Source organism: Bacteroides sp. LFL-34, assembly GCF_027257075.1.
Taxonomy (GTDB): Bacteria; Bacteroidota; Bacteroidia; order Bacteroidales; family Bacteroidaceae; genus Bacteroides; species Bacteroides ovatus.
Genome location: NZ_JAPQKZ010000015.1, coordinates 108,794 through 129,094, shown reverse-complemented (window position 1 = coordinate 129,094; position 20,301 = coordinate 108,794). Strand labels below are relative to the sequence as shown.

Annotated in this window: 15 protein-coding genes and 2 pseudogenes; 11 read left to right on the top strand and 6 right to left on the bottom strand. The window is 43.9% G+C overall.

The window, feature by feature from the left end; translation table 11 throughout:
• The first annotated feature begins 8 nt into the window (after nucleotides 1-8).
• The 6 genes and pseudogenes from N5O98_RS11500 to N5O98_RS11475 form a co-directional block, all read left to right on the top strand.
• A complete protein-coding gene (locus N5O98_RS11500) occupies nucleotides 9-1,568 on the top strand; it encodes a RagB/SusD family nutrient uptake outer membrane protein (RefSeq protein WP_004304210.1) in 1,560 nt (519 codons plus the stop codon).
• A 12-nt stretch (nucleotides 1,569-1,580) separates the two neighbouring features.
• Nucleotides 1,581-2,306 carry a DUF4843 domain-containing protein gene (locus N5O98_RS11495; protein WP_004314272.1) on the top strand — a complete coding sequence of 242 codons (726 nt, stop codon included), beginning with the start codon at nucleotides 1,581-1,583 and terminating at the stop codon, nucleotides 2,304-2,306.
• A 9-nt stretch (nucleotides 2,307-2,315) separates the two neighbouring features.
• A complete protein-coding gene (locus tag N5O98_RS11490; protein WP_008016860.1) occupies nucleotides 2,316-3,956 on the top strand; it encodes a PKD-like family lipoprotein in 1,641 nt (546 codons plus the stop codon).
• 55 nt (nucleotides 3,957-4,011) lie between these two features.
• The gene (locus tag N5O98_RS11485) at nucleotides 4,012-4,968 is read left to right on the top strand and encodes a fimbrillin family protein (RefSeq protein WP_004314313.1); all 957 of its coding nucleotides are present in this window, start codon (nucleotides 4,012-4,014) and stop codon (nucleotides 4,966-4,968) included.
• A gap of 42 nt (nucleotides 4,969-5,010) precedes the next feature.
• Nucleotides 5,011-7,578, top strand: a complete 2,568-nt coding sequence (locus N5O98_RS11480; protein WP_008016862.1) for a zinc-dependent metalloprotease — start codon at nucleotides 5,011-5,013, stop codon at nucleotides 7,576-7,578.
• 243 nt (nucleotides 7,579-7,821) lie between these two features.
• Nucleotides 7,822-8,337, top strand: a pseudogene (locus tag N5O98_RS11475) (DUF4143 domain-containing protein); the annotation flags it as partial.
• A gap of 147 nt (nucleotides 8,338-8,484) precedes the next feature.
• Here N5O98_RS11475 and N5O98_RS11470 read toward each other — a convergent pair.
• The 6 genes from N5O98_RS11470 to N5O98_RS11445 all read right to left on the bottom strand — a co-directional run bounded on the left by N5O98_RS11470 (nucleotide 8,485) and on the right by N5O98_RS11445 (nucleotide 12,799).
• The gene (locus tag N5O98_RS11470) at nucleotides 8,485-8,934 is read right to left on the bottom strand and encodes an N-acetylmuramoyl-L-alanine amidase (RefSeq protein WP_004304204.1); all 450 of its coding nucleotides are present in this window, start codon (nucleotides 8,932-8,934) and stop codon (nucleotides 8,485-8,487) included.
• 18 nt (nucleotides 8,935-8,952) lie between these two features.
• Nucleotides 8,953-9,246 carry a hypothetical protein gene (locus N5O98_RS11465; protein ID WP_004304203.1) on the bottom strand — a complete coding sequence of 98 codons (294 nt, stop codon included), beginning with the start codon at nucleotides 9,244-9,246 and terminating at the stop codon, nucleotides 8,953-8,955.
• 120 nt (nucleotides 9,247-9,366) lie between these two features.
• Nucleotides 9,367-9,873 carry an HU family DNA-binding protein gene (locus N5O98_RS11460; RefSeq protein WP_004311307.1) on the bottom strand — a complete coding sequence of 169 codons (507 nt, stop codon included), beginning with the start codon at nucleotides 9,871-9,873 and terminating at the stop codon, nucleotides 9,367-9,369.
• Between the two features lie 187 nt (nucleotides 9,874-10,060).
• Nucleotides 10,061-11,440 carry a replicative DNA helicase gene (gene dnaB, locus N5O98_RS11455; RefSeq protein ID WP_004311306.1) on the bottom strand — a complete coding sequence of 460 codons (1,380 nt, stop codon included), beginning with the start codon at nucleotides 11,438-11,440 and terminating at the stop codon, nucleotides 10,061-10,063.
• A 4-nt stretch (nucleotides 11,441-11,444) separates the two neighbouring features.
• Entirely contained in the window at nucleotides 11,445-12,068 is a 624-nt protein-coding gene (locus tag N5O98_RS11450; RefSeq protein ID WP_004304200.1) for a hypothetical protein, read from the bottom strand.
• Nucleotides 12,069-12,529: 461 nt separating this feature from the next.
• The gene (locus N5O98_RS11445) at nucleotides 12,530-12,799 is read right to left on the bottom strand and encodes a DUF4248 domain-containing protein (RefSeq protein WP_004304199.1); all 270 of its coding nucleotides are present in this window, start codon (nucleotides 12,797-12,799) and stop codon (nucleotides 12,530-12,532) included.
• A 202-nt stretch (nucleotides 12,800-13,001) separates the two neighbouring features.
• Here N5O98_RS11445 and N5O98_RS11440 point away from each other — a divergent pair, with 202 nt between their 5' ends.
• The 5 genes and pseudogenes from N5O98_RS11440 (at nucleotide 13,002) to N5O98_RS27495 (ending at nucleotide 20,174) form a co-directional block, all read left to right on the top strand.
• Nucleotides 13,002-13,946: a tyrosine-type recombinase/integrase gene (locus N5O98_RS11440; protein ID WP_004311304.1), complete on the top strand. Its 945-nt coding sequence runs from the start codon at nucleotides 13,002-13,004 to the stop codon at nucleotides 13,944-13,946.
• 396 nt (nucleotides 13,947-14,342) lie between these two features.
• Nucleotides 14,343-17,306, top strand: a complete 2,964-nt coding sequence (locus tag N5O98_RS11435) for a hypothetical protein (protein ID WP_004311303.1) — start codon at nucleotides 14,343-14,345, stop codon at nucleotides 17,304-17,306.
• A gap of 395 nt (nucleotides 17,307-17,701) precedes the next feature.
• Nucleotides 17,702-18,457 (top strand): annotated as a pseudogene (locus tag N5O98_RS11430) (tyrosine-type recombinase/integrase); the annotation flags it as partial.
• A gap of 447 nt (nucleotides 18,458-18,904) precedes the next feature.
• A complete protein-coding gene (locus N5O98_RS11425) occupies nucleotides 18,905-19,798 on the top strand; it encodes a phage integrase SAM-like domain-containing protein (RefSeq protein WP_004289225.1) in 894 nt (297 codons plus the stop codon).
• A gap of 46 nt (nucleotides 19,799-19,844) precedes the next feature.
• Entirely contained in the window at nucleotides 19,845-20,174 is a 330-nt protein-coding gene (locus N5O98_RS27495; protein ID WP_004289226.1) for a hypothetical protein, read from the top strand.
• Nucleotides 20,175-20,301 lie beyond the last annotated feature (127 nt).

Here is a 20,301-nt window from a genome sequence, read left to right as displayed (position 1 = left end):
CCATACAAATGAAGAAACTAATCAGCCATATACTAATAGCCCTGACAGGAATGTTAGCCGTTTCCTGCAATGCCTGGCTGGACGTAACACCAGAAAATGCGATAGCCGACGACGATCTGTTTTCCACCGGTTTCGGCTACCGGAATGCCCTGAATGGTATCTACACCAATCTGGCGTCCGACGAACTTTACGGTAAGCAACTAAGCTGGGGATTCCTTAGTGCCATCTCCCAGCAATACAATCAAAAGGCGGGAACCATCTCTCCGATGTATGCCGACGCTTCCGAACTTATCTATAACACGGTCGACACCGAACCCGTCGTGACAGCTATCTGGGAAAAAGGCTATAAAGTGATAGCCAACCTGAACAAGCTCATCGAGAACATCCGGCCCACGGACATCTCTTTGTTCGAATACGGAGAAGAAGAGAAAAACCTCATTTACGCCGAAGCCTTGTCATTAAGAGCCATGATGCATTTTGACCTACTTCGCTTGTTTGCTCCTGCAACGGCAACCAATCCTTCGGGCGCCTATCTTCCTTACCGCGATAAATACGAAGCCGCAGTGGTAGAAAAATGTACCGTTACCGATTTTATCGAGAAAGTCCTGAAAGACCTGCTCGAAGCGGAAGACATTCTGCGTAAGTTTGACACCGAATACCATCCCGAAGCGATGTACGCTTCACAAATGTACGAACCTACTCCCGAATGGAATGCCCGCTACCGCTTCAACTCCGGTTCCTATATAGACGATATGGGAGCATTCTTCTGGTATCGTGGCATCCGCTTCAACTATCTGGCATTGCTGGGGTTGAAAGCCCGTGTCTGCATCTATGCCGGTCCTGCCTACTACAAGAATGCCGAGACAGCCGCCAAAGAACTTTACAACACCTATTACCAGCAGAAACGGTGGATAGGCTTTACAGAAGGAGAGAACATTACCTGCAATCTCAATTCCCGATATACAAAAGTCTCCCACGACATATTGTTCGGCTTGTACAAGAAACAGCTGGCTACGGATTATGAACAGGCCGTATGGGGCTCTTCCTCTTCTTCGTCAACCACCCGTTTGCCGTTGGCAAATATCCCTTCCCTGTTTGCTTCGGACAATACGGGCGTATATACCGACTATCGGCTCACCTACCTGATCGGGACTACCAATGAAACCCAGTCGAAGTATTACACACTGAAGTATAACCCTTCCGTAGAATCAGTAGTAGAAGCAATGGAGAATCCGATGATACCAGTGATCCGGTTCAGTGAAATCTGTCATATCCTGGCGGAGATCAGTAGCTATAATGGCAAGATAACCGAAGGAATCAACTACCTCGAAACAGTTCGAAAAGCCCGTGGAGCTGAACGTACCCTTAGTCTGACAGTCAGCACCCGTGAACAACTGGATGCCGAAATACTGCTCGATATACGGAAAGAAATGATAGGCGAAGGTGGAACCTTCTACACCTACAAACGGATGAACCTCTCCACCGTGCCCGATTCCGACGAGGAAGGAGAAATCAACATGACAGGTTCTTATGTACTTCCATTGCCTACCAGTGAAACAACCAACTAATGCCCGGATAAGATGAAACGAATATTGACATATACCATCTTCTGCCTGCTGTTCGTTCTCACCTCTTGCAGTGAAGAGCAGCTGGACGTTTATAATGGAGACAATTACGTCTATTTTACTTACATGAGCGATAAGTCTCCACAGAAAATAACATTCAACTTTGCTACAGATGCACCCTTGCTTCGAGAAGGAACCGTGAAAGTGAAAATGACACTTCTTGGCTACCTGCTCGAAGAAAATGCCACCTGTGATATTTCCGCAGTGGGAGAGAAAAGCACCGCCCGTTCCGGCATCGACTATGCCCCTTTGACCTCCGGCATCTTCCATAGCGGACTGGCGGAAGACACCTACGAAGTCACCGTCTATCGCAATGAAGACCTGCTCAACACAGACTACACCCTTACCCTTTCACTGGATGCAGTGGAAAACTGTCTGGTGGGTCCGGCAGAATACAAACACGTCACGATTCAAGTGACCGACCGGATTTCCCAACCTGTTTGGTGGAACCAGAGTTCGGCAGCCAATCTGGGTACTTATTCGGATATGAAATACCGTGTTTTTATCATTTTCATGGATGGTGAGATACTCGAATCATTGGATAAATACACCGGTATTGAGTTTGTCAACCTGATAGCCGACTTCAAGGCCTGGTGGAAAGACCAGTGGCAGCAAGGCAATTACCAATATTATGATACAGACGGAGTGACACCGCTGTATGAAACCATTCTCGATAACTGATAATAAATTATGAAGCGAAAAACAATACTATTCATTTCAATCCTGCAGCTTCTCGTGATAACCGGCTGTTATGACGATTTGGGAAACTATGACTATACAAACTCTACCAAAGTTTCTTTTGTGAACTCCGCTTCATCGGACTACACGTTTATGGTAGGCGACCTTTTCGAGATGGATGCGCCCATCAACTTCTCAACGGACATCGGGAATGTTGATGAACTTTTCACCGTTCAATGGTATCTGAACCGTGAACTGATCTACACAGGTTATCATCTGAAGTATCAGTTCGAAAAAGGCGGAACGTACGAACTGATACTGAAAGTCATCAATAAGGAAACGAATGAAACATACATCAGCAATAAATATACCTTGACGGGAAAGAACAGTTTCGACTGGGGCTGGATGATTCTCTCCAACAAAGGAGACGGAAAATCTTCTTTATCTTTCATCAATCCCGGCCTCCGGGCTACGCACGATGTAGAAAACATCATCGAAGATGGTCTGGGTACAGACCCGCTCGGGATCTATTACTATTATGTATTAGGCTCTATCTCCGGTTCCTACGTGTCAGGTTTGCCGAAAATCCTGATAAATCAGGGTAGTGGAAGTGTCACGCTAGATGGCAATTCGTTGCAAAAAGACATGTGGCTTGCCCACGAATTTGAAAACCGTAAAGAGCCGGAAGGCTTGAAGATAATGGACTTCGCATTCAAGGAAGAATATTACGTGATTTGCTCCGAACAGGGGGAAGTGTATATCCGTGCCGTAGGCACTGACAATAAAGCGATTCCTTATTACGGGAAGTACGGCGCCATGCCGTATGAGTTTGAGGGAGGTAGCCGTATCACCTGTTTCGCACCGTTCCACAACGTCACTTATTGGTGTGCCGACGAAGAACGTTGTATCTTGTATGATGAGCAAAATGCCCGTTTTATCGGCATTACACATTATCCGCAGTGGGGAGCAGTTTATACTCCTGCCATCGTCTACTTCAAAACATACGATCAGGATTTGGAAGTTCCCTCCGGTGTGTTGCGGGTGAACAATATGGGAGCGGGAACCCGCTGCCTGGCAATAGGGGCTTACGAAAAGAAAGATGTAGCCTCCAACGGCGGGCTGACATTTTGGTCAAACTACGTGTCGCTGATTGACGTGCAGGGAACCGGAAATTATGATTTGCACGAGTTTGCCGTAAAAGACATGGATAATAACTCTCACCTGATAACCGGTACGGATCAATACGGATTCAGCGGCAGCTCCTTATTGACTCCGCAAAGTGTCATTAAGATGTCCTCCAATTTTGAAAAGAACCCTTATTTCTACTTTACCGATGGAGATAAGAATCTCTATATATACAGTATGCAGATGCGCAGTCATATGCTGGCTTACACAGCAGGCAGCCGTATCACCGGCATCAGTGGAAGTCCTGTTGTTTGTGAGTTTTATGGCTATGGGGGAAATAGCACTGATCCGAATTTCCGGCTGGCACTTTCGCAGGAAAATGGGGATATCGCCATCATCGATGTAAACACGAGCCAGATGGTACGTCTCTTCGAAGGTTTTGCTCCCGATTTGGAATTGAAGACTTTTAGCGGGTTTGGCGATGTGAAAGGCATGGTATGGTGCACGAACTATGAAGGAGAATATTAATTGGAAAAAGAAAATAACCTATCAGTAAATAATTAATCATTTAAACGAGAAAAGTATGAAAAATAGACTGTTTTATTTTGCTGCTTGTGTAGCTTTAGTATTGTCTTCAGTAAGTTGCAGCAGTGACGATGGTGAAGAAGAAGATGCAGATATTCCCGTAGTGGGGAAAATTGCTGTTTCCGGTGCTTATAATGTGTATTCCCATGGAAGCCAGGGATGGATTGAAGCGGACAAGATAGGAATATATGTGTTGTCCGATGGCAAACCGCAGGATAACTTGCCGTATGCTCCGTCGGAAGTAGCGGTGGCTACTACTACAGAATTGGATGGTAAAACGTATATAGTATATGATCGTGATAGTCGTGTGACTGAAGATATTACGCTGAATCCTTCTTCCGAACTTGCTGCAGGATTTAAGGGTGGCGATCACACTATTTATGCCTATACGCCCTATAACGCAGCTTCACAAGATTATAAGGCTGTCGCTTTGCCCAACTTAGCTGTGCAGGAGTATTATGAATCAGAGTTTATGCCGCATCGTAATTATAGCTTTGCTTATGCTTCGGCTACTACATCTAGCTATTCTGCTGCAACTGTTTCTTTGGGAGAATTCAAACCATTGTTTTCTCAAATCACTTTACCGGGTGCGGGATGCCCGGATTCTTTTGTCGGTAAGAAATTTACTAAAGTGGTGGTGAGCTGTGACCATCCGATTGCCTACGAAGATGGAGCAACTGTAGATTTGTCGACAGGTAAAATTTCCGGTACTCCGATAAACAGTATTACTTATAATCTTCCTAATGGCGGCTTCGAGATAACTGCCGGGTATTTTGGTGCCAGTTTGGAGACCTGTTATATGATGATTGCCGTACCTTTTGAAACAGGGCTAACTTATACCTATAATTTTACTTTGACAATTGATGGACAGGAATATACTATTTCAGGCAAACCGAATGAAAAGATGTCTAGTATCAACAACTTAAATATGTATGGCATTGCCGGTATCGAATAATTATTATCTTTGTATCTGTATATAAATATTAAAAAAGAAAGCATGAAGAAATTAGTTTCAATTCTGATGATTCTGGCAATGATCGTTCCATTGGCCGGAGCACAATCGACGGACATCTTCAAGAAAAAGAAGAAAAAGAAGAGCAAGACGGAAGCGGTGGATAAAGCCAAGGCTGACTCCATTGCCAAGAGTAAGAAAGATGCTCTGCAACCTTACGCAAAAGTAATCACCGGCAAAGCCAAAACAATGGACGGCTTTTTTAAAGTGCATTACGTAGATGGTAAATATTTCTTCGAAATAGCCGACTCTCTTTTCGGACGTGATATTTTGATTGTGAACAGAGTTGTGAAAGCACCGGTAGACGCGCAGAAACGTAAAGTAGGCTATCCGGGAGATTACATCAGCGACGAAGTGATCCGTTTCGAGAAAGGACGCGGCGACAAACTGTTCGTGCGTGAAATCTCTTATCTCGAACATTCTGCTGATACACTGGGTATGTATCAGGCCGTATTGAACTCCAATGTTCAACCCATTGTGGCCACCTTCCCGCTGAAAACTGTCCGTAAAGAAGGAGAAACTACCAACTATGTGATCGACATGACCGACTATATCCGTAAGGACAACGAAATGTTTTCATTCACCAGCCGGGTGAAAGACAACATCGGAGCGAGCAGCATGGTAGACGACGCCAGTTATATCGACACACTGAAAGCCTTTCCGCAAAACATCGAAATACGTACCGTGCGTACCTTCCAGCGGAAGAAAGGAGGAGGCAGTGGACTTGAGAAACTGCTGGCAGCTTTCTTTGCCACCTCTACCACTCCGTTGACTTACGAACTGAACAGCTCTATGCTATTACTTCCCAAGGAACCGATGAAACCGAGATTGCACGACGACCGGGTAGGTTACTTTGCTGTGAGCTATAAGGATTTTGACGAGAATCCGCAAGGAGTGAAGTATAAAGCGAATATCACCCGCTGGCGTCTCGAACCCAAAGACGAAGACCGCGAGAAATACCTGCGTGGCGAATTGGTGGAACCAAAGAAACCGATTATCATTTATATCGACCCTGTCACTCCGAAGAAATGGGTTCCGTACCTTATTCAGGGAGTGAACGACTGGCAAGCCGCTTTTGAGAAAGCAGGATTCAAAAATGCAATCTTCGGCAAAGAAGCACCGACGGACGATCCTACCTGGAGCTTGGAAGACGCCCGCCATTCGGCTATCGTGTACAAGCCTTCCGATATTCCGAACGCAAGCGGACCTCACGTGCACGACCCTCGCAGCGGTGAAATTCTTGAAACGCATATCAACTGGTATCACAATGTGATGAGCCTGCTTTACAACTGGTACATCGTGCAGGCAGGAGCCATTGATCCGGGAGCACGCAAACCGATGTTCGACGATGAACTGATGGGCGAACTGGTACGTTTTGTATCTTCCCACGAGGTGGGACATACATTAGGACTGCGTCATAACTTCGGTTCTTCCAATACCGTCCCGGTAGAGAAACTTAGAGACAAAATATGGGTGGAAGCCAACGGTCATACACCGTCTATCATGGACTATGCACGCTTCAACTATGTGGCACAGCCGGAAGACAACGTTTCACGTTCGGGAATATTCCCCCGTATCGGTATGTATGATAAATGGGCGATTGAATGGGGCTATCGTTGGATGCCTGAATATGAAACGGCGGAAGCCGAAATACCTCATTTGAATAAGTGGATCATTGAGAAGCTGCGGGAGGACAAACGCTATACGTTCGGAACGGAACTCGACAGAAACGATCCCCGCAACCAGAGTGAAGATTTGGGAGATGATGCCATGCTGGCAAGCTCGTATGGAATCAAAAACCTGAAACGTGTGATGCCTGAAATCATGAACTGGACTTATGAACCGAATGAGGGTTATATGAAAGCTGTCCGTTTGTATCAGAATGTGGTGGGACAATTCGACTTGTACATGGGCCATGTGGCTACCAATGTGGCCGGTATCTACCACAATCCGATTTCTGTGGAACAGACAGACATGAAAGCGGTGGAATATGTTCCGAAGGATATTCAGAAGAAAGCGGTCGACTTCCTGAACAAGGAACTGTTTACCACACCGACCTGGCTGATGGATGATAAACTGTCCGAAAGAACTGGTATCAATACTTTCAATTCGATCTACCGTGTACAGAGCAGTACATTGAAACAACTGCTTAGCAGCCGCACACTTGATAAGATGACGGACAACGAACTGGTCAACGGAGCGAAGGCATACACAGCCAACGATTTGTTCCGTGATTTGAAGAAGAGTATCTGGAGCGATATGCAAGGAGGAAAGAAACCGGATGCTTCCCAACGTAGTTTGCAAAAGACTTATGTCAATGCGTTGATTGGAATGCTTGATAAACCGAAGAACAGTTCCGGTTCGCTCGGAAGTCTGGGTGGTTATTCGCTCGTAGCTTTCGATTTCCCTTCTGAAGCACCGACTATTGCACGCGGACAGTTGACTGATCTTAGAAGAGACCTGACCAATGCGGCAAATGCTTCCAGTGGAATATACAGAAGTCATTATCTGAACTTGAAAGCGTTGATTGATGCTGCATTCGACGTGAAGTAGAAAAATAATTTACGATTAAGTTCATTTACGATTAGACGATTTACGATGTACGATTGGAGTTAGTACATGGTAAGTCGTCTAATTTGTAGATTAGCTGATTGTAAATACGTTCTTTTTGCCCCATCTTTACGACAGTATTAGGCGGATTTGCCCCATTTTTGGAACATAAACGATAGACTTTTGCCCCATCTTTGAAACAAAATCAATGGTATTTTGCCCCATCTTTGGAAATTCTTTATAACTTTGTTGCTGGAATTAGTTTATCCGACTACGGCAACGGAAGTTCCGGCCACTCCTGAAATAAAGCGTATGCCCAAACTGGTCTGGTTAGATACAGGATTGGTGAATTATGCGGCACAGGTACAGAAAGAGGTTTTGGGAGCAAAAGATATAATGGATGCTTGGCGTGGTATGATAGCGGAGCAGATTGTAGCGCAAGAACTGTTGACACTGACAGATAAAGTCAGTCAGAAACGTTGTTTCTGGGTGCGTAATAAAAGTGGTTCTAATGCAGAAGTCGATTATGTGTGGGTGCAGGATTCTATGGTTTATCCCATTGAAGTCAAATCAGGGCATAACGCCCACTTGCGTTCCTTACATTCTTTTATGAATCACTCTAATCAGACTGTTGCAGTCAGAATATGGTCGCAGCCTTATGCTGTGGATGAGGTAAAGACGGCAGACGGAAAAGAATTCAAATTGATAAATCTACCTTTTTACCTCGTTGGAAAATTAGACAGCATATTACGTCGGTTCTAAACGGCCTTTGATAACGCGTAGTCTAGCAAAATCATAAGTTAAAGATTAGGCACGGATTACACAGATTGCACGGTTAGTGCTATGCTTGTACAAAGCAACCGTGAAATCCGTGTTATCCGTGCCTAAATTATAATAAAGCTAATTTTTTTAGACTTTATCCCAATCCTTTTCAGCATTAAAGCAAGGACAGGCTTTGATCCATTCTTCCGGTTCAATCTCGCCGTTTCCGTTCAGGTCGGGGCTAAGATCCCGGTGTCCACATATCCGGCAATCGGGATACTCTTTCAATAAAGTGAGAATTAATACACGCAGAGAGTGTTTTTGCCAACAGGTGCGTGTGTCCTTCGGTTGTCCCATGCAGTCGAGTCCTCCTTCGTAGCAGATACCTATACTTTCCTTGTTGAAACTGCGACAATGCGCACCGACCTTTTCTATCGGACGGGTAGACTTTATATCACCGTTCTTGCGGATATAAAAATGATACCCCGTTCCGTTGAATCCGCGCCTGCGGTGGCAGATATCCAGATCATATTCCGTGAAGCTCTTGTCCTCGCGCGTGGCGGAGCAATGGATTACTATTAGATTGATAGTTCTCATGGATAAGACCGTTCATTGTCAGGCTTCCGCCATGCTACGTTGCGAGCACTCTTTATGGATGCATTGCAAGGTGGCAGCCTGCGCCAGCTGACCTCTTAATGAGAATATCTCCGTATGCATCTCTTTCACTTTCGAGCTAAGGTCGAAATAATCCTTCAACACTTTTTCCAACTGCTGCATCAGAAAAGTATATTGGTCTTTCACCAGTTCGCTGAACTCTTTTACTTCTTGCGCCATTACTTTGCGCTTTTTGCGGTTACTGCCCAGAAAGGGCAGGATCGTTATAATGATCTCTATGATTTTATCAAGCATTTTAATAAATTGAGGATTGAAAATTGAGAATTAAAAAATAAATGTAGAAGAAAACAGAAACCGCATAGAGAGTAACTGTAGAAATCACTCCGTAATATCCATGCGGCGCTGTTTTAAAGATTAAGCTGCCGGGTCCGGAGCTTCTCCGCTTCCGCCGCTGTTTCCACCGCTACCGCTATTTCCGTCATCGTCACCTTCTCCGTCGCCCTTTGCTGTCAGGATAAAATCGACATTATTTTCGCCTCGGGTAGTGGCATGGCTCGTATTTACCAATTGAAGCGCCTTGTCCGCCACGAAACGGACATTTACTTTGCGGATGCTGCGCACCGTGCAATCTTTCTCTTTTTCTGCCCCCTCGCTGCTCAATGTGATATGAAACGTACCCAATCCGTCAACCTTCACCTTGTCGCCCTGGGTAAGCGATAGGCGTAACTGCTCGACAAAAGCCTCAATGGCATGCTTCACGTCTCCTGCAGTGAGCGAGGAGTTCGCTTCGATGGCATCCGCCAGCTTGTTGATGTCCATCACTCTCACTGTGCCCGATTTCTGGCGTACATAATACAACATCTGTGAATCCGGTTGATTCACATACTTTCTGCGCTGATAGCGCTCCACTAATACATTCATACAATAAAAAGTTAAGGTTTAAGTAATAAAATTTTCTCTGTCCTTACGACATTACAAATATACGAAATATGAGAGGGAAAGTCAAGTGTTTTGCTATATATATTGTATGTATAATGAAATAAAATGAGAAAATGATTTATGCTATATGTTGTAATATAAAATTGTATATTATTAGTGTAACTGTTTCTTATTTGGCATGTTTCAGCATATACTCTAACGGAGGGACATATTCGGTGATCTTGGTCATTTCCGGATTATGTCTGAAATAGACGTTTCCTGTCTCTCCGTTGCGTTGCTTGGCTATGATGACTACTCCCAGACCTTCGGTGGGATAACCACTTTCCCGGTCGGTCGTCACCCTTGCAAGGGCGGGACGGTAGAGCAGCATGACGACGTCTGCATCCTGTTCAATAGCTCCGCTCTCGCGGAGATGAGCCAGTTCGGGACGGCCGGCAGGGCGGTTTTCCGATTCGCGGTTTAGCTGGCTAAGCAGTACGACTGGTACATTCAGTTCTTTGGCTAGCAATTTTGCCTTGCGGGTGGCTTGTGCCACTTCCTGTTCGCGGTTGCGGTTGTTTTGACCGGTCGTCATGTCGCAGAGTTGCAGGTAGTCGATAATAATAGCATCGCACGCATGTTGGCTTTGCAGCAGTCGCGCGCTGGAACGTATATGTTCCATGTTGACCGATGTGCTGTCGTCTACGTGTATCGGCAGGCGTTTGAGGTCAGCGGCTGTTGTGCGTGCCTCTACGAGTTCCTGTTGGCTGACGGTTCCCGATCGCCAATGGCGGGCGCTGATTTCGCTGACCGCTGTCAGCCATCGGTCTGCTAGTCGTTCCCCTTGCATCTCGAGGCTGTAGACAGCTACGGCATACCCTGCCATTGCTGCGCTTCGTGCCATGTGTAGTGCGAATGCCGTTTTTCCTACGCCGGGACGGGCGGCGACCACCACCAACTCGCCTTTCTGTAGTCCGGACGTCATGCGGTCCAGATCCGCCAGTCCGGTAGGGAGGTCGGTTACTCCGTTTTTGTTGTTGGCGATACGTCCTTCGGCTTCTACCATGGTGGCGGTCATTAGTTCATCCATGTCGCGCATGTGGTTGTTATGGCCGAATTCGCCTTCCAGACGGTCGAGCAGGTTATGCGCGTCTACCAGTGAGTCGTCAATATCCATCGTTTCGTCTAGCGAACAGGCGAGGAGTTTGTTGAACCCCAGAATCATTTCGCGTCGCAGGTATTTCTCGTGTACGATCTGCGCATGATATTCAAGATGGGCGGAGGTTGCCACCTTGCTGCTCAATTGGGTGATGCCGAACGGTCCGCCCGCCTCTTCGAGCTTTCCACGGTGGGAAAGCTCTTCTTTTACGGTGAGGATGTCTATCTTTATTCCTGCATGATACATGGCCAGTATGGCGGCATAGATAACCTGATGGCGCAGGACGTAGAACATTTCGGGACGCAGCTTGTCGGCTACCAGTGGTATGGCTCCCTGTTCTATCAGGCAGGCGCCGATGATAGCTTCTTCTATTTCGGGAGCCTGTGGCGAAACTCTGTTTTCGGTATTCATATTATCAGTATTCGTTAAGAAAAGCTTTGTTGGATAAATAGCTGGCGGCATGGAGAAGGAAATTGATGTTCGTTTGGTGGAAATAATATTCCTCTATCCTGTCGATGGCGAGTTGCTGTTCCTTGTCGCCCAACTTTTTCCATTCGCGTTGTGCTTTGGCGATATTCTCTTTGGGGAGCTGTGTGATGCTGTGGAATTCATTCCAGAACAGGTGAAACTTTTCGTTGACGGCTTTCTTTTTCTGCTTGTCGCTATCGGGAACTCCCATCCATTTATCGTATTCGACGACACGAATATGCAGGGAGGAATTGTTGGGGTGAGAGATGATTTCTATAATTCCCAGCGTGGCAAGCTCGTGTATGAACCTGAAGGCTTTTCCGACAGACCAGTGGAAGATGTGGCTCCAGTCGCGATAACTAAACAGGCTTTCGCCTCTTTTACACAGGCAGTTTTTATTTTGACGGTCGTTGTAGAGTGTATCCGAATAATTGACCTTCATCAGAATTTTCAGGAGAGCTTCTATTTCTCCTTCTTGCATGTGTCGGTCTTCTATCTGCTGCTGTAGTAAGGCTTTAGGGATAATGAGAAAACCATGTTTCAGCATGGCTTGAAAATTGAAATTTTTCATTGAGTGTTATTTAAATTTTCTGTAAAAGTACGCTATTCCCGTGCGGTTTGCAAGGGGTGTGTCTGTTTGTGGACGGGTGTGGACGAAGAAGAATAGTTGTGGTACGTAAGTTGTTGTATTTTTGTTTTCTTTCATGGGGCGAAGAAGCGATCAGGAGATGAAACGGATGCTCTGTTTGTGTTTGATAGAACTTCTGCCGGAGATAAACAGAGCCTTCGTTGGGAGGATTCGGAGGCTCTGTTTGGAATGAAAAAAACGGTCATTTTGCCGAACGCTTTGTGGAACGCTTTTTTCTTTCTGTAAATAGCTGTATAAATGATAGTTATCTTCTTTTCCGAAAAAAGTGGTGAACGCAAAGTGGAATACATAATAAACAATAAAAAGATAAATGATATATTTAAAAATATATAGTTCGATTTTCTTTTTATTCCTTGTCGATGTTTTCGTTTTCTACTACGTAATTAAACGTTGGTCGGCAGGTCGATGTGGGGAGGTCCCCAATGGCGGTAAAGGATTAGTTGCATTTCGGGACTGATGTCGATTGTTTGGCAGGTGTAATACGCGGCAGCCAGTTGTTCGTTCAACGTCTTGTCTGCTTTGATGCGTTTGCGCATTTTTTTGCTGGCGGAAGAGGCGTTTGCCAGATCTGGAAAATATTCTTTCGCCAACTCGGAGAAATACTTGAATCCATTGATGCTGTAGTGTTCGGCAGCTGGTTCATTGTTGTTCATAACTTTGTTGTTTTTTAGTAATTAAAATGATTATTTGTTTAAAAAACTGCGCAAATGTATAAAAATAAATTTGATAGATAATGTGAATATTTCAGTTTTTAATATTATAATTTTATATATGTAAATCTTTGTATATATATTTTCGTATTTTACTAAAGTAAATTGTGAAATTAGTAAATATTAATTATTAAATTATTTTTTAATGAAAAAGGAAAGTTTTACTTCGTTTATGAAACAAGTGGCTGTTGATTTGCAGCAGAGTGGGAATTTAGGGACTGCTCATGTATATAGAAGTAGTTTGAATGCGATTCTTACTTTTCAGGGTTCCGGTTGTTTGTCGTTCCCGGAAATAACTCCGGAGTGGTTGAAGCATTTTGAGGGTAGCCTTCGTGCTCGTGGGTGTAGCTGGAACACGGTGTCTACGTATCTTCGCACGTTGCGTGCGGTTTACAATCGTGCTGTCGATCTTCGGAAAGCGCCTTATGTGCCGCATTTGTTTCGCTCCGTATATACAGGTACGCGGGCGGACCGTCGTCGGGCATTGGATGCGGAGGATATGAAGAAGGTATTTGCCCGTCTGTTGCAGTCGGATGCGGTTACTCCTGCCATGAGGGGTGCGCAGGAATTGTTCATCCTGATGTTCCTGCTCCGGGGGCTGCCTTTTGTCGATCTGGCTTATCTGCGTAAGAGTGATCTCCGGGGGAATGTGATTAGCTATCGTCGTCGTAAAACGGGGCGTCCACTGTCTGTGACGTTGACGTCGGAAGCGATGTTTCTTTTACGGAAGTATATGAGTCGCGAGGAGCAGTCGCCCTATTTATTCCCGATTCTTCACAGTGACGAAGGTTCGCCAATGGCGTATAGGGAATATCAACTGGCTCTGCGCAATTTTAACTATCAGTTGGAACTGGTGGGAAAGCTGCTTGGACTCAAAGACCGGTTGAGCTCATATACCGCACGTCATACTTGGGCGACGACTGCGTATTATTGCGAAATTCATCCGGGCATTATTTCCGAAGCAATGGGACATTCGTCTATCACTGTAACGGAAACTTATTTGAAACCTTTTCGAAGTAAGAAAATTGATGAAGCAAATAAACAGGTGCTCGACTTTGTAAAACGCTCGGTGATGGGTGCAAGTGCTTGATTTTTACTCTGTTACTTCGTAGGTAACGGGTTGAAATATCGGTGCAAATATGAGCATATTTCTTAAAACAACCAAACGAAATCATACATTTTTTCTAATAAACTACTCAAAAGAGGAATTAAACAAATAAAACACACGGATTCTTTGTATTAGGACTTTGTTAACTTCTAAATTTTGCAAAAGATTTCCCTCCCTCTACTGCCTTTCAGAAGCAGGGGTAAAAATGTTTCATTGCTTATCGTCTTATTTTTCAGTATTGACTACTCCAAAAGAGCAGGTACAAAGGTTTATCCGTTACCTACGAAGTAACGGGCGGCTATTATTGAAACTTAGTGTTTAATAATATATTATTAATGTAATTTTTAAGTAGTTATGAAGAAAAAATTTGTTAGGGTAATGCTTTTTGGGGCATTGACGCTTGCGGTTAGTACAACTGTAACGAGTTGTAAGGACTATGACGATGACATCAAAAATCTGCAAGAGCAGATTGATAAAGTTACGTCCACTAATCCGGTGAGTACAGAGGACATGAAAGCGGCCATATCTAGTGCCATTCAAACTTTGCAGACTCAATTGCAAACTGCTATTGATGGTAAGGCGGATAGCAAGGCAGTACAGGATTTGCTGAAAACAGTAGAAGCGTTGCAGACTGCGTTGGAAAACAAAGCAGATGCAAGTACTATTAAAACATTGGGCGACCAGATTACCGAACTTTCAAAACAAGTAAACTCAATCGAGGGAACTTTGAACGAAACGAAAAAAGATCTGGAAGCTAAAGTTGCCGACCTGACAGAAAAATTGGCTGGTGCTGCATCTAGCGAAGACCTGAAAAAATTAGCAAATGAACTGGCAGAAGCTAAGAATGAATTGAAGGCTGTAAAAGATATGGCTGACAATAATGCGGCTGCTATTGTTGAGATACAAGCTAATATCTTGGAACTGCAAAAATTGGATGGCAGAATCACCGCATTGGAAACATTCAATCAAAACGCTGCATCGAAGGATGATTTGACTGCTTACGTAGCCCATTCTGAACTTGCAGGATTGGTTGATAACGAAGTTCTGGAGTTGCTGAAAGACAATGGCTCTATTGCTAAATATGTAAACGAGGTTATTGAATCACAGGTATTGGCGGAAACCTCTGCTATCAATCTTGCTATCAAAGGTGTAGACGATAAATTAGCAACGTTGAGTACTAGTTTTGAAACTTATAAGAGTGAACAGGCAACTGCTTACCAAACTGTTACCAGTAATATCACTACGCTTACTACATTTAAAACAACTATCGAAACAGCTTTAGCTGGTGGTGGTTATGAAAATTTTGCGGCAGTATTGGCTGAAATCTCTACGATCAAAGCTAGTTATGGCTATTGCGCTACTAAAGCAGATTTTGATAATAAAGTAGAAGCCTATCTTGCTACTTATAAAAGTGGGGTAGATGGAGAGTTTACTGCATTAAAAACTCGTATCACAGCACTTGAAAATCAGATTCAGAGCGTAGTTTATGTTCCTGAATATGAAGATGGTAAAATCATCTTTATGTCTTATTTCTACGATAATAAATTGGTAGCTGAAACGAAACCGATCCAGATGAAATTCCGTATTTCTCCTGCAACGGCCGTTGCCAACTTCGCAGAGAATTATGCTCCTTCGTTCGACGGACAGGAAATTAAGACCCGCACAGCCGAGATTTATAACATTGAGAAAACGGAAGTAGACGAAGCTACAGGTATCGTTACTTTTACTATTTCTACTTCAACGGACAAGAGTTTCGCTGTTAGTCTGAATCTTATCGCTAAAGATCAAAGCAAGAATCTGACTAATATCAGTTCGAACTATTTCCCGGTAATTTCGGATTATAGAGCGATTACTGATGTAAAAGTGGAATCACCGAATAAAGAAATTGATTATATTCTTTATGATAAACCTCTATCAGTTGTAGATTATGCAACGGGAGCTGTTCTTCAGATTACTGGTAAAAATAGAGCTGGTGATGATGTTACTAATGAGCCAATGGCAAGCAGTGTGAATGCCGAGAAGTTCGTAGTATCATATAAGGTAGAGGGCGATGATGCGGCTTCCTATACCATTGAGAAGGGTGTACTGAAGTTGAAAAATTATACTGATGCTTCTAATGGTAAAATAGCCAAACCAAAGGCCACTGTAACAATCACTGGTACTGATTTCGAGAAAGTTACTGCTTTTGCTGATGTTACCGCTAAAGCGGCATCGACAGATCCGGAAGTTTCTCCAACTATTTCGGCAGTTAAATTTGATGGAACAAAAGAACAAGTAGCTGATGTGACAGTTCCTTATGGTACAACTGGTGGTAGTACTGATATTGGTATTAGTCAGGAAGTTTATGAAAAATTGCCAGCAGAGAATTTTGCCTTTAAAGCTGCAGAAGGAGTATATTTGAGATTTAAAGCTAATACCACTACAAACGAATTGGAAATTGTAGTTCCGAAGGGTACAGTAAAAGATACTTATGTACCGGAAGTAAAAGTAAAGGTATCTGATGTACAGAACTTCACTTTGAAACCATCAATTACAGTTGAGGTAACAGATGCTGATTACACATTGACGTATGATGATAAGATTATTACTGGTGGATCAAGTTTGGCTTTGACCGCAAATCTTCTTCCGGCAGACAAGCCTACATCTATGAATTTCATGATGGAAATCCCTTCTCTCTTTGCGAACTATGCAACGATTGTGGACAATGCTAAGAAGGTAGGTGCTACTGTTCAGTTCTCACTGAAAGAGGCGATCACTGGTGTTAGCCTTGCAGATAATGTCTTGAAAGTGGATAATACATACTCTAACCCTGCTCCTGCTAAGGCTATAGTAGTTGTTGCTAAGGTTATTGCTAAAAATGCGGCTGGAGCAGATATCGAATTAGTAACTTCTAAGGAAACAACCTTTACTCTTGCTGATCTTAGTGGTGAATGGACTGCTCCGACTGCTACAACAGTGAAGATTGGTAGTGATAAAGTGGATGCAACTACTCAACTTGCAACAGGAGCTATATGGAAAGCTTCTAATAAAGAGAAAATGTGGGAAGCAGGTAAGGAAGTAAAAGCTGGCGACAAATGGGGAGCAGCTCCATTAGGCATATTCGGATTTGTAGCTCCTACATTTGAATTGGCTGATGCCGCTAATGCTAAATATGTTACTTTAGATAAGAATACGGGTGCTTTGACTCTTACCAATACAGGAAAGCAGTTGAAAGCTGAAGTTAGCATTATTGTTAACATTGTTGCCGAATCACGTTGGGGAACAATTACTAATTATGCTGCTGGTAAAACGGTTACAGTGAAAATAGATCCGACAAAAGAGTCAACTAGTATTCCAGACTAAAAACCCTTCTTCACCTATGTGTGAAAAAGATATTTTTACCCCAGAACAAAGCGAAGGACACAGCTTGTGAAAGTCCATCCTTCCATCTTTGTTCTTCTATTAGAAAAGGGATGCCACCCTAATTTCCCACTGGCATCCCTTTTATCTTTACTCTTGGAACGTCTTTTTTGTTGTACTAGAATCAAATTGCTAGTCCCTCATTTCCCTATAGGTAAAGGAGGCGTTCACAAGATATAGAAAACCCGAGCTTGCGAAAGTCCGGGTTTTTGTTATAAATCGACTTTGATAGCTTTCTCTATAAAAACATCTTCGTTTTCAGTTTTGTTCGTATGATGAGTTTTTAGATGAAAGAATACTTGTATCTTTATTGTCGAATAAATTAATAAATTGAGAAAATGTTGAAAGTAGTAACATTTATGAAGCAAGTAGCCACGGGGCTACAGGTGGAGGGAAACTTCGGTACTGCACACGTTTATCGTAGCAGTCTGAATGCCATCATTGCTTATTGTGGGAAAGCGGACTTCACCTTTGAAGAAGTGAGTCCGGAGTGGTTAAAAGGATTTGAAATACATCTTCGTAGTCGTGGTTGTAGCTGGAACACCGTTTCCACTTATCTGCGTACGTTTCGTGCGGTTTACAATCGTGCCGTCGATCTTGGGAAAGCTCCTTATGTACCTCATCTGTTCCGTTCTGTTTATACCGGTACTCGTACCGATCATAAACGTGCGTTGTGTGATGAAGATATGAAGAAGGTGTTTGCCAAATTGTCTCGTACGTCAGGTGTGCCATTTGCTGTATGTCAGGCGCAAGAGTTGTTCATTCTGATGTTTTCGCTTCGTGGTATGCCGTTTGTCGATCTCGCTTATTTGCGTAAGAGTGATTTGCGTGATAACGTAATAACATATCGCCGGCGTAAAACAGGGCGCCCGTTGTCTGTGACGTTGACTCCCGAAGCGATGATCCTGGTGAAGAAGTATATGAATCGCGATCCCTCTTCTCCCTATTTATTTCCATTGTTGAAAAGCCGTGAAGGAACTAAAGAGGCGTATCGCGAATATCAGTTGGCATTGCGCAGTTTTAACCAACAGTTGATGTTGCTAGGTGAATTATTGGGATTATCCGATAAATTGAGCTCGTACACCGCGAAACATCATACAATCTCTATCTAATTGAAAATTAAACAGTTATTTCTGTTTAATTAATATCAGGTAACGATTTAGAAACGAGCGAATTACAATATTCTGTTTTCTTTTGCCTCTGTCAAAGAACGATTCTTTCAATGCAAATATACACTTTACTTGTGACAAAAGCAATCTTTTTCTACATTTAATCGACTTACAGTCAGCCTTAAAGAGGGTATCTGGTCTCATTCCATCTTCTTCCTCAAAAATAACATAGCAGTCTAAATTGGTTTATGTATGGGATAGGTCTTGTTCATTCGATCCGGTAGACTACTATACATAAAAGTATAAAGGCGAGATACGACAAGGAGATGCCATGCTTTTGTGTAAGGGGAATCTCTCTTAGCTTATCGCAGACCATGTATAGCTAAGTGTTTTGAGAATAAACAGTCTGTAAAAAACGGAAAGACACCGATTATGGGCCGTATCACCATCAATGGAACCCAAGCCGGTTTCAGTTGTAAGAAAGAAGTGTCCCTCGCTTTGTGGGACGTCAAAACCAACCGGGCCAAAGGCAAGTCCGAGGAGGCCCGTACACTCAATCAGGAGCTTGACAATATCAAGGCGCAAATCACCAGGCACTACCAGTACATCTGCGACCACGACAGTTTTGTTACAGCCAAGAAAGTCTATAACCGCTATGTCGGCTTCTCAGAGGAATGCCACACCCTTATGAACCTTTTCAGGGAACAGCTGGAACCGTATAAAAAGAAAATCGGCATAGAGAAAGCCGAAAGCACCTACTGCGGTCTGGTTGCCGATTACAAGAGTCTCCTGCTTTTCATGAAAAGCAAGAAGAATGCAGAGGATATTGTCATCGAAGAACTTGAGAAATCATTCATCGAGGATTACTACAACTGGATGCTCGGTACATGCGCTTTGGCAAACTCCACTGTCTTCGGGCGTGTCAATACCTTGAAGTGGCTGATGTATATCGCGCAGGAAAAAGGCTGGATACGGGTTCATCCGTTCGCATCATTCGAGTGTATGCCCGAATACAAGAGGCGTTCTTTCCTTTCCGAAGAGGAACTGCAAAGGATAATCCATATAGAACCGAGATACAAACGCCAGCGTGCCATGCGCGACATGTTCCTGTTCATGTGCTTCACCGGTCTTTCCTATGTGGACTTGAAAGCCATAACATACGATAATATCCATACCGACTCCGACGGCGGTACATGGCTGATGGGCAACCGTATAAAAACGGGAGTGGCGTATGTCGTAAAATTATTGCCCATTGCTATCGAACTGATTGAAAAATATAGGGGTACGGATGAAAAGAAAGACTCCCCGAATGTGTCTTTCCGGTAGGTGAATACAATGCCATGCGGCTCAGTCTTGGAATCATAGGCAGGAAATGCAACTCCGGGGCGAGGTCACCCCGCACATCGGACGCCACGCATTTGCCGTTCTGGCCATACTCAAGGGGATGCTGCTGGAAACTCTTCAGAAAGTGTTTGGGCATAAGTCCATCACATACGTCCTGCGCATCCATTCACTTGTCCGGCGCAGGCGGGGCAATCTTTTTCTGGAAGTCGCCCATCTGTACGACCAGCGTGCTGACCAGCTTTCTCAACTCCTAATACGCGCTTGTTTCAATAATTGTCAGTTCCATACTAAAATTCTTTTTAAGATTCTGAATATGCGACAAAGTAACGCACATCCTATATCCTTTCCAAACAGATAATATCAGAGTCTTCCGTTGGCGTGCATTGGCGTATCCAACGTTAAAAGAGAAGGTCCTTCACCTGCATCCATGCGGCAACGGAACTTCCATTCCCTTACTTGTTTTCCATAAATTTATAGGATTAATT

Excerpts from the sequence above, each read along its gene's own strand:
- N5O98_RS11500 (WP_004304210.1), top strand. The coding sequence starts at position 9 with ATGAAGAAACTAATCAGCCATATACTAATAGCCCTGACAGGAATGTTA.
- N5O98_RS11495 (WP_004314272.1), top strand. The coding sequence starts at position 1,581 with ATGAAACGAATATTGACATATACCATCTTCTGCCTGCTGTTCGTTCTC.
- N5O98_RS11490 (WP_008016860.1), top strand. The coding sequence starts at position 2,316 with ATGAAGCGAAAAACAATACTATTCATTTCAATCCTGCAGCTTCTCGTG.
- N5O98_RS11485 (WP_004314313.1), top strand. The coding sequence starts at position 4,012 with ATGAAAAATAGACTGTTTTATTTTGCTGCTTGTGTAGCTTTAGTATTG.
- N5O98_RS11480 (WP_008016862.1), top strand. The coding sequence starts at position 5,011 with ATGAAGAAATTAGTTTCAATTCTGATGATTCTGGCAATGATCGTTCCA.
- N5O98_RS11470 (WP_004304204.1), bottom strand. The coding sequence starts at position 8,934 with ATGAGAACTATCAATCTAATAGTAATCCATTGCTCCGCCACGCGCGAG.
- N5O98_RS11465 (WP_004304203.1), bottom strand. The coding sequence starts at position 9,246 with ATGCTTGATAAAATCATAGAGATCATTATAACGATCCTGCCCTTTCTG.
- N5O98_RS11460 (WP_004311307.1), bottom strand. The coding sequence starts at position 9,873 with ATGAATGTATTAGTGGAGCGCTATCAGCGCAGAAAGTATGTGAATCAA.
- dnaB (WP_004311306.1), bottom strand. The coding sequence starts at position 11,440 with ATGAATACCGAAAACAGAGTTTCGCCACAGGCTCCCGAAATAGAAGAA.
- N5O98_RS11450 (WP_004304200.1), bottom strand. The coding sequence starts at position 12,068 with ATGAAAAATTTCAATTTTCAAGCCATGCTGAAACATGGTTTTCTCATT.
- N5O98_RS11445 (WP_004304199.1), bottom strand. The coding sequence starts at position 12,799 with ATGAACAACAATGAACCAGCTGCCGAACACTACAGCATCAATGGATTC.
- N5O98_RS11440 (WP_004311304.1), top strand. The coding sequence starts at position 13,002 with ATGAAAAAGGAAAGTTTTACTTCGTTTATGAAACAAGTGGCTGTTGAT.
- N5O98_RS11435 (WP_004311303.1), top strand. The coding sequence starts at position 14,343 with ATGCTTTTTGGGGCATTGACGCTTGCGGTTAGTACAACTGTAACGAGT.
- N5O98_RS11425 (WP_004289225.1), top strand. The coding sequence starts at position 18,905 with ATGGGCCGTATCACCATCAATGGAACCCAAGCCGGTTTCAGTTGTAAG.
- N5O98_RS27495 (WP_004289226.1), top strand. The coding sequence starts at position 19,845 with ATGCAACTCCGGGGCGAGGTCACCCCGCACATCGGACGCCACGCATTT.